The sequence below is a fragment of the Olivibacter ginsenosidimutans genome, from assembly GCF_039542865.1.
Taxonomy (GTDB): domain Bacteria; phylum Bacteroidota; class Bacteroidia; order Sphingobacteriales; family Sphingobacteriaceae; genus Olivibacter; species Olivibacter ginsenosidimutans.
In genome coordinates this window covers 569,545-579,696 of record NZ_BAABIQ010000044.1, presented here as the reverse complement: position 1 = coordinate 579,696, position 10,152 = coordinate 569,545, and the positions used below count along the sequence as shown (strand labels likewise).

Sequence of the window (10,152 nt, the reverse complement as noted above, 5' to 3'; positions counted from 1 at the left end):
TGCTACCATCGATAGCATCTGTGATCTCTTTTCTTCTTTGCTCATTAAGCAAAGTTCTGCATTATACAACGCTCAGGAAATATGCACTTGGTCGGGCGGATACAAAGAAAACGGTTGTATCTGTTTAGTCAGATATTTTTCGTTGTATTAATCCCTGCATAGAAACTCAAACTCTCTTGGATCTAATTGACTAAAATTGTATTGATGCGCCATCTTAAATATCCTTATACTTATCAAAAACTAAATCTTAAACGCACCACGCATTAATGTCTGCTCATTTCGGGGAATCCCAATTTCCTTGGCTACTGTTTGCCAATTTGCAATCGAAGAGCTAACTTCCTCTATAATGCTACGCATCTCTTTCTCGGATAGTCGGAAATACACCCCAACACGTTTAGCAAGTTCTATATCCAACATATTGTTATCCATATCAATATTCAATGCCAATCCATCTTTATCTATCGATGGATTAATATCAAAGGCGGGCGACAAACGCCAACCTTCATTAGTCAATATAAAACCATGATTTCTCAGATGGTCATCTGTATTGGAGATAAGGATATTAAAAACTAACCTCCGCCATAATTGGTGCAAGTCTTCGGTAACACGGGTTCCCGAAAACTGGATAAATTCAACGATTTCCATATAGGAAGGTGTTTCATCTCGTATCAGTTCCTCGCTTTTACCCGTCATCGTCATGGCAGAAGCGAAATGAATACGTTCCATTTTATCTCGGTCAAAGCGTCGGGTAAAAAAAGTATGATACTTGCCTGCGATTTTTTCAAGACGACAATCGGCCATTTCGATTCCCGCAGCAATAGCCAGTTTGTAAGCCAGATATTCCCATGCGCCCTTATCTATCGTATCATTAGCAGAGGGAAACTTTGCAATCCAAGGATGGCCGTCATTGTCAAGAATGTTGGCCTTTGGTCTCGCCCCACCCAAAGAAGATCCCGGGGCCATCAGCATTCCTAACCATTTCTTTACCTCATCGGTATCCTCACTCGTTTCTATCAATGTAGCGCCATGTTGAAGTTCTCGTACACTTGCCCAGGGAGGAGTAGGAGAAATCGGGTCATTGTCCAGAAAATCCCCATCCGGATCTTTCTTAAACCGTAACGCTCCCATACGACTAAGGTCATGAACGCCCAATAAATAATCAATATCATATAATATTGGTGCAGGTTTTCCCTCTTCTGCGGAACGTATCGCTGCCCGACGCCTCATGAGTGTACGCCCCCAGGTATCGGGCATCGAATCGAGAAACATTCCAAAGTTTTCTTTGCCGTTTGGATATTGCGGCCCCCCATACCAGACAATGTCAGGATCCAAGAGCAGTTGTTCCTGTGATGTAATCCAATACTGGTCATAAGAAAAACTGAAAGCTTTTCGACTCTTGGCTTGCTGTGCGGACAAGATACCAATACATTTGGCGTCATCCATGCCTTTCCAATGAACATATACCCATATGTCTGTTCTATTTGCCATTATCTTTTCCTATCAGTTTCAGATCTTGTAGTTTTCTACCAAACTCGTCATCGGATGCCAACTTTAGAAAATCATCTTGTAGACCCAATACGCGTAACACATTAAAATAGGCACCCAGAGATACACTCGGATTTCCTTTTTCAATATGGTATAAGGTAGTACGATCAATACCAGCTCTTTCTGCAACCTGAATTGTAGTTAAGTTTCGGCGTTTGCGAGCCAGCTTAATATTTTCGCCCATCTTTTCCAATGTCTTTTGAAACTTCGGAAGCAATGTTTGTTTTTTTGATTGCATTCTATTGTTGTTTAATATCACCAAATATACACAATTTGTTGATAATAAACAACAAATAATAAGGTTTTGAATGAATATTGAATTTCGGGATTCTTAACAACCTCTTTGACTACCATTAAAAAGTCCTCAAGGTGTTCTAACAGAGACCCGCGTTCCCCGCCAGCTATTTAAAGCCCCGACAACAGTCGGGGGTTTGTCGTTTTGGGAGACTGCCAAGCTCGTTTGAGCAGGATGACTATGTAAACACCACTTGCTTAATATTCTCAAACTCTTCTCTCTTTTCATCCAAGGCGATACGGATATCGTAATTATTCTGAATGCTGAGCTAGAATTTCACGGAGTTGCCAAAAAATCGCTTAGCCGTATTGCTGTATCCGCAGTGATTCGGCGGTGACCCTTTATAATGGTGACCCTTTATAATTTAGAAGATGCGCGTTTGAGGTATACCAGTATCTTTGGCTAAACGATATGGCGTGATATTCAGGGGAAGCAAAAACTCTTCGTTTAATATTTCGCTGGGATGTGCTTTCATGTTACCTTCAATTTCTCCAGCCGATTAGAAGGAGGGATTGTCGAGTCTTTAATGTCCTGAGACTAATCGAGCATAATCAGTTTCCTTAATCCTATCCGTTGTATCTCCAAAGGCAGTTTTGCAACGCGTTCACCTTGGTGTATCCTTTCTGTTTGTTGCCAAATGATTTAATCATGCTAACGCATCGAATGCCTAATGTAAAAGATAAGTATTTTGTTCGAATTATAAAAGTTTACCGGCATTTCGATTTGCTATTGTTTTTTATTACATCATATTGATAGCATCAATCCAGTCATTCTAAATTTTTTTATTTTTTATAATCTCGTCCACAACCTTTAAAATACTTTCAAGGGATTAGGTTGAAGACTGTGAGGAACAGTTCGCCAAACGGATGAAGAAGAAACACTCTCAAAAAAGAGAATACGATAACTTATCATCTAATTAACACAAAAAACAACATTAGGTATCAAATCAATTATTGAAAACGTTGTACATTGGGGTAATGGATTATTCTTCTTTGAGGGAATATGTAAGTTGGGTTGCAATCAATGAATAGAAATTGAGCAAAAAATAACCTACTGACAAAGACATAAAAATTGAAAATATGGCAGAATCTTTTAAAAATATGTACAACAAGCAATTTTTCGATAGATTTACGAAAGACTTGAAACTTGTTGTCAATGATTTTGATGCTCGCGGGTTTGTATCCCAAATAATGGATGACGAATGGGAAAACAGAGAATACAAGCAACGCTGTAAGCACATCACAGCAATTCTGAAAAAGTTTTTACCAGCAGATTATAACGTGGCAATTGCTAAGATACTTGAACTGTTAGATCACGTAAAGGATACACTCCCTGATTTTTCAAAAATAGACGATAAGAATTTCGGATTATTAATGTTGGAGTATGGAGCGGTGTTGGATAATTATGTAGAACAATATGGGTTGGACAATTACGAAACCTCTATTAAAGCAATAGAAAAAATCACGCAGTTTACGACTTGCGAATTTTGTGTTCGTCCTTTTATTATAAAATATCCTGACGAAATGTTGAAACAAATGTTAATTTGGTCGAAGCATGAACATTGGGCGGTAAGACGGCTTGCATCGGAGGGGTGCCGTCCGCGCCTTCCTTGGGCAATGGCGTTATCCAATTTGAAAAAAAATCCTGCGCCAATCCTTCCAATTTTGGAAAATCTGAAAAACGACCCGTCAAGATTTGTGCGATTGAGTGTTGCCAATAATTTGAATGATATGGCGAAAGATAATCCTCAAGCTGTGATTGATCTAGTAAAAAGATGGCAGCAAGAGGAGTCGAAAGAAGTAGCTTGGATTATTAAACACGGCTGCCGAACACTCTTAAAACAAGGCAATTCGGAGGTGATGGAGTTGTTTGGCTTTGATGCTATTGTAAAAAATATCGACATTGAGAATTTTCAAATTTCGATACCCAAAGTTAAAGTCGGAACTTCGTTGGAATTTAGTTTTAACCTGTTGAATAATAACAACAAAAAAAACAAAATACGACTTGAATACGGAGTTTACTATCAAAATGCGAATGGAACGTTGGCAAAGAAAGTCTACAAAATTAGCGAAAAAGAGTACGCCGAGAATTCTACAGCACAAATTACTCGAAAACACTCTTTTCGCGTGGTAACAACAAGGAAATTTTACCTCGGACTTCACCAAGTTGCTATAATCATCAACGGAAATGAATTTGAAAAACATCATTTTGAACTAATTGAATGATCAACACTGCACAACCTGAGCAGAGGAAACAAAGCTGGCGAGCGGCAAATTCTTGCTGTACTGATGCAACATGTTTCTTTAAATTGATAACGGATACCATTTTTAATAATTCCTCAAACGAGGTTTCTGAAATAGTGTAGTAAGAATTTATCTTTTTCCTAAAAGGGTGTATTAATAATTCATCTATGGGAATTTAAAATAGCTAATTTATGCAGTTTCCCACTACCTTGTTTTAATGCCTTACTAACAGTTTTGACATTAGGTGTATTGGCTGCACATGTTACGGTGATTTAATACGTGTTTTTCGGTTTCAATTATTTTTTCGACATTTGATCAATAGATATTGGAATCTTTGACTATGCCCCCCTTTACAGTAGATATCAATCAGTTTAATGTTGGTGATCGAATAGTGTTTGATGGGGTTTATAGGTATTACTCAAGGCCATTGCAGTATTTCGCTCTTTCGTATGTACGTGATCGTGGGATCGCCGAGGAAATTGTGAGCGATAGTATGCTCAAACTGTGGAACAATCGCGAGCGCATCCGCACGGAGCAGCAGATCAAGGCTTTTCTATACATAGCCACGCGGAACGCATGTATTGATAATATCCGCAGTAATCGTGCACAGCTTATGAGTGAGCTGCCTGACGATGTAAACGACCTTTCAGGTCAAGATCCAGAAGGATACAACCGAATGCTCTATGTTGAATTGTTGCAACAGATTGAAGAAGCCATAGATGCGCTCCCTCTTAGTCAGCAAACCGTGTTTCGTAAAAGTTTTTTTGAGGGGAAGACTACCAATGAAATCGCTAAAGAAACAGGTATGACCGAATCATCGATATTCGCCCAGAAGTCCAAAGCCATATCTACTCTCCGAAAACTTTTGAAACACAACCTCTTATTTTTACTTTGGCTTGTCGGACAAAGATAATACGCTATGATATGCAGCACACATTGCTGTATTGACGAGTAATGCTGAAAAAGGACATAATAAAAAAAAATAAAAAAATTTGGTAAGATATATCCGTCCAGTCCGTATCTATAGTATTTGTTACTCCAAAATGAGTTAAGATACGGTAAAAATGGAACGGATCAGTCTATTACTTTATAAGCACCTACAGGGCTCCATCAGTGAAGCCGAACATGCTGAGCTGATGGCTTGGGCAGTCACCGATCCAGCTAACCGAGAGCTATTAAGCCGTATTGATCAAGAAGAGCGACTTCAGGCAGACATCCAAGATTGGTACGCAATCCCGAGACGATCTGTAACCGATGATGCACGATTAGATGCCGCTATCATACAACAAGAGACTGCTAACAAACGTTCGCGTACTTATCAACGGATCAGGCGTATGCTTCCTTATGCTGCCGCTGTACTTCTAATAGCTTTTACCGCTCTATGGTATACATTTGAACAAAATCATCATCAAGTACAGGAAATCGCTGCAGAAGATATTCTTACTGGTGGTAACAAAGCCTTTCTTACACTGGCAGACGGCCAGAAAATTGATTTAAGTACCGAACAATCAGGGATCATCGTTGGAGACGGCCATATCACTTATGACGATGGTTCAGCACTCGCCACCCTATCGAATAATGTTGAAGACCCACAAGCAATCACTCAATTAGAACTATCTACTCCAAAGGGTGGAACCTATCAGATGACATTGCCAGATGGCTCCAAAGTATGGCTCAACGCCGCCTCTACCATAAGCTATCCAAGCAGCTTTGCTGGCATGGAGCGTGTAGTCAAAATTAGTGGTGAAGTATATTTCGATATTCGGGAAGACAGCAAAAAACCATTCAAAGTGCTTAGTCAAGGCCAAGAGATAGAAGTATTAGGTACACAATTCAATATTTCAGCTTACCCAGACGAACAAGAGACAAAGACAACCTTGATAGATGGAAAAGTTCGCTTATCATTAGCCGCGGCATTGGGCAAAGCCAGCGCTAATCAATCCATTATACTTGTTTCTGGCGAGCAAGGATCACTAAGTAATGGACAGATTACAAAATCTAAAGTAGATGTTGCCCAGTTTATTGCGTGGAAGGAAGGGGTTTTCTATTTCAACCGGTTGCCTACCACCGCTGCTATCACCCAATTAAGCCGATGGTATGATCTTGATGTGTCTTATCAAGGGCATTTACCAGAATCTAATGTATACGCCTATATTGATCGTAAGAAACCATTAAGTGCTGTTTTAAAAGCACTCGAAAAAAGTAGACTAAAATTTAAGGTTGTCCAATCTGGAGAACGGAAACAGTTGATTGTTTTAGGAGAACAATAAATAGTTAACCAATGCACTGAATAAGGGAAACCAATGTTTAAACACTAAAGGAGGAGTAAGAATGATGGAAACATAACGTAAAACCAATTATCGGATATAGCCATAAAAAACAGATGATGCTAACGACATCATCTGCTGATTTTGCTTGGATTTGATACTCGGCATGTAATTAAGGAGCTGCCGAAAACCAATGTTTAACTAACCAAACATGACAAATATATGATTTTTACACCACGTGTAACTGACCCTTATTGGTCAGTTAAATTCCGATTATTACTTATTATGAAATTAGCGATTCTCTTAACGATTGCCTTTTCTTTGCAAGCTGTGGCAGAAGGCAAAGCGCAAACGATTACGTTAAGTGCCCAAAACAAGACACTTCGTGAAGTGTTGCAAGAAATTCAAAAACAACAAGGGTATTCCTTTTTGTTCAGAGGAGATCAAATTGCAGATATACGCGTTACTGCCCAGTTGAAACAGGTTGATTTAGCAGATGCCATGCATGTTCTGCTAGATGAACATGGGTTAACGTGGTCCTTGGATGAAGGAATCATTACGATAGCGGGCAAGCCTTCGAACTATGCAACAGGGGCTTCTCAACAGCAACGTTTAGTTTCAGGAAGGGTAATCGATGAGCAAGGACTTCCATTAGAAGGCGTAACCGTTAGTGTTAAGGGAACTACGACTGGAGCCAAAACCAATGAAAAGGGAATTTTTGAAATTAGAACGTCAGCTTCCAGTGCTGTCTTTGTTTTTAGCCTATTGGGATACGAAAAAGAAGAAGTCTCACTAGGTTCAAGCAGTACAATAAATGTGACACTAAAGTCGGCAATTAGTGATCTGGATGAAGTAGTGGTAGTTGGATACGGTACCATGCAGAAAAAAGACTTAACGGGTTCTGTGATGCAAATCCGCCCAGATAAAATTGCTAATGAAAATCCAAAGACGGTGCAGGACATCTTGCGAGGTGCACCAGGCTTGCGCGTTGGCTATAGCCCTTCGGCTAAAGGTGGTGGCGACATAGAGGTGCGGGGACGACGCTCAGTCTATACTGATGGTGGGCATAACAGCCCGCTTATTATTCTCGATGGAATGATCTTTTATGGCGAACTGTCGGAAATCAACCCTGACGATATTGACCAGATTGATATCCTCAAGGATGCTTCCGCAGCGGCTATCTATGGGGCGAAAGCGGCCAGTGGGGTAATCATTGTATCAACAAAAAAGGGTAAACAAGGTAAACCAGTGATTAATATGACCATGAATGTGGGGGCTACACAGAGAAGTAATTACCGTGAACGTTTCAGTACGGAAGCCTATTTACAACATCGGCAGGATTGGTACACCAAGAATACTTATGGGATAAATCCAGAAACTGGTGCCTATGAGGCTTATCAGAGCGGCACATATGCGAGTAAACCCGGCTATTTTATGCGACCCGATCAATTGCCTTCAACAGTCTCTTTAGATGATTGGCGAGCCTATACTTCAAATACGGAAGATGAATCTGATCTAAGTATTTGGGCCCAGCGATTAGGTTTCAAAGGTAATGCCCTCCAAAACCTCCTTTCAGGAAAAACTGTTGACTGGGCAGATAAGACATTCCGTACCGGTCTTAATCAAGACTATAATGCAAGTGTAAGTGGCGCCAGTGAGAAAGTGAACTACTATCTGTCTATGGGCTATTTAAAAAATGAGGGGGCGGTAGTTAGTGATAGTTACCAAGCCATCCGAGGCAACATGAAAGTAAATGCCAACATAACCAATTGGCTTGAACTTGGTGCCAATATCAACTTTCAGGATCGTTCAGATGGTAATCTTGATATCGATCCGGATCAGATGTTACGCAATAGCCCTTATGCTGATTATGTTGATGAGGCTGGTGATCCGATACAGTATCCTTTGAGTGCAGAGTATAGCCAAAGAGGTTATAATTACGATTTTCAAAAACAATATTTAGAGCTAGACAAAGGTTATACGGTATTCAACAGTATTTTCAATGCTAAAGTCAAGTTACCTTATAACATTACCTATTCCTTCAATGCCTCTCCCAGGTATCAATTTTTCTACGACCGTTATTTTATGTCGGCAGAACTGCCTGGTTCTGATCCCGCTACTCGTGGTGCAAATCGTGAGCAATCCAAAGGTTTAGATTGGTCATTGAACAATACCATCAATTGGGATCAAACGTTTAATGAAAAGCATCATGTGATGCTTACTTTAGTGCAGGAGGCGGAAGAACGTAAATTCTGGACAGACCGTATTGAAGCTCGTAATATCCTACCGTCGGATGCCTTGGGATTCCATAACACAAAGAACGGTAGCAAAGAGAATAGCACCTATTCGAGTAACGATACGCACGAAACAGCAGATGCCCTTTTGGCACGTCTATTTTATTCGTATGATAACCGGTATATGCTCACCACCTCTATCCGTCGGGATGGTTATTCGGCCTTTGGTACCTCCAATCCATATGCTACTTTTCCATCGGTAGCTGTGGCATGGACCTTTACTAATGAAAAGTTCTTCAAATGGACTGATATCATGAGTAATGGTAAGTTGCGGGTATCCTACGGAAAAAATGGTAACCGATCACTAGACAATCCCTACTTGGCCCTTGCTAATCTTTACGAAGGTGCCGGTAAAATGCAAGGTTACCTCAACCCATCAGGAGAGTTGGAATTATATCGATATTTGTTGGTTAACAGGTTAGCTAATCCTAATTTACAGTGGGAAAAAACGGCGTCATGGAATTTCGGACTGGACTTTGGGTTCCTAAATGATCGCATATCTGGAAGTTTGGAATATTACAGCATGCAAACACACGATATGATCATGAATCAGCGTCTTCCTGGCTTCACTGGATTTGATAACATTACGACCAATTTGGGGCAGGTGAATAATAATGGGATTGAATTATCCTTAAATACGTTGAATATTCGAAATAACTTTTTAGAATGGTCAACCACTGTTGGTTTTTCCTATAACAAGAACAAAATAACGCACCTTTACTATGAGTATGAGAATGTTTTAGATGCCGCCGGAAATGTCGTCGGTACGAAAGAAATGGACGATTTAAGCAATGGTTGGTTTATCGGAAAACCCATTGGCGCCATTTGGGACTACCGTGTGACAGGCATTTGGCAAGCCAACGAAGCGGAAGAAGCGGCCAAATACGGGCAGTTACCAGGGGATCCTAAAGTAGCGAACAACTATACGGCCGACGATGTGGTCAATGCAGATGGTTCTGTCACACATACTTATAATGACAAGGACAAAGAATTTTTGGGACAAACCGATCCACCTGTTCGTTGGTCACTGCGCAACGAGTTTATCTTATGGAAAGACCTGAATATCTCGTTTAACATCTACTCGTATATGGGGCATAAAAGCTTATTTGGCGACTACCTCAATAATGATGACGATGGTGGACGTATGGCTTATGCCATGGCCAACCTACCTGCAAAGGAATATTGGACACCAGAAAATCCTACAAATGAGTACGGACGTATTGAAGCAAAAGGACCTACCGGGGCGGCTGGTGCACAAAAATTGTATGACCGTTCCTTTATTCGTCTCGATAATATTTCAGTAGGCTATAATTTACCAAACAAATGGACCTCGAAGTGGAATTTAAATCGCGTTAAAGTTTACGGCACCGTGCGCAATGTGGCTACCTGGGCGAAAGACTGGGAGTATGGTGATCCCGAAACCGACCCTGCAGTTGGTCAAAGTGGTGGCGGATTCGCTACCCGTGTTTATACCTTGGGATTAAACTTAACTTTTTAACCAATTTAAT

Annotated in this window: 6 protein-coding genes; 4 read left to right on the top strand and 2 right to left on the bottom strand. The window is 40.5% G+C overall.

What is annotated here, in order from left to right; translation table 11 throughout:
• Positions 1 to 240: 240 nt before the first annotated feature.
• Positions 241 to 1,488: a type II toxin-antitoxin system HipA family toxin gene (locus tag ABD930_RS21800; RefSeq protein WP_345235427.1), complete on the bottom strand. Its 1,248-nt coding sequence runs from the start codon at positions 1,486 to 1,488 to the stop codon at positions 241 to 243.
• Positions 1,478 to 1,783, bottom strand: a complete 306-nt coding sequence (locus tag ABD930_RS21795; protein WP_165319329.1) for a helix-turn-helix transcriptional regulator — start codon at positions 1,781 to 1,783, stop codon at positions 1,478 to 1,480. The genes ABD930_RS21800 and ABD930_RS21795 overlap by 11 nt, the downstream gene beginning before the upstream one ends.
• Positions 1,784 to 2,919: 1,136 nt before the next feature.
• Between ABD930_RS21795 and ABD930_RS21790 the strand changes: the two genes are divergently transcribed.
• The 4 genes from ABD930_RS21790 to ABD930_RS21775 all read left to right on the top strand — a co-directional run bounded on the left by ABD930_RS21790 (position 2,920) and on the right by ABD930_RS21775 (position 10,142).
• Positions 2,920 to 4,065 (top strand): DNA alkylation repair protein, encoded by a 1,146-nt coding sequence (locus ABD930_RS21790; RefSeq protein ID WP_345235422.1) that lies wholly within the window; start codon positions 2,920 to 2,922, stop codon positions 4,063 to 4,065.
• 358 nt (positions 4,066 to 4,423) lie between these two features.
• A complete protein-coding gene (locus ABD930_RS21785) occupies positions 4,424 to 4,996 on the top strand; it encodes an RNA polymerase sigma-70 factor (RefSeq protein WP_345235420.1) in 573 nt (190 codons plus the stop codon).
• 151 nt (positions 4,997 to 5,147) lie between these two features.
• Positions 5,148 to 6,353 (top strand): FecR family protein, encoded by a 1,206-nt coding sequence (locus ABD930_RS21780; RefSeq protein WP_345235418.1) that lies wholly within the window; start codon positions 5,148 to 5,150, stop codon positions 6,351 to 6,353.
• Between the two features lie 282 nt (positions 6,354 to 6,635).
• The gene (locus ABD930_RS21775) at positions 6,636 to 10,142 is read left to right on the top strand and encodes a SusC/RagA family TonB-linked outer membrane protein (RefSeq protein ID WP_345235415.1); all 3,507 of its coding nucleotides are present in this window, start codon (positions 6,636 to 6,638) and stop codon (positions 10,140 to 10,142) included.
• The last annotated feature ends 10 nt before the right edge of the window (positions 10,143 to 10,152 follow it).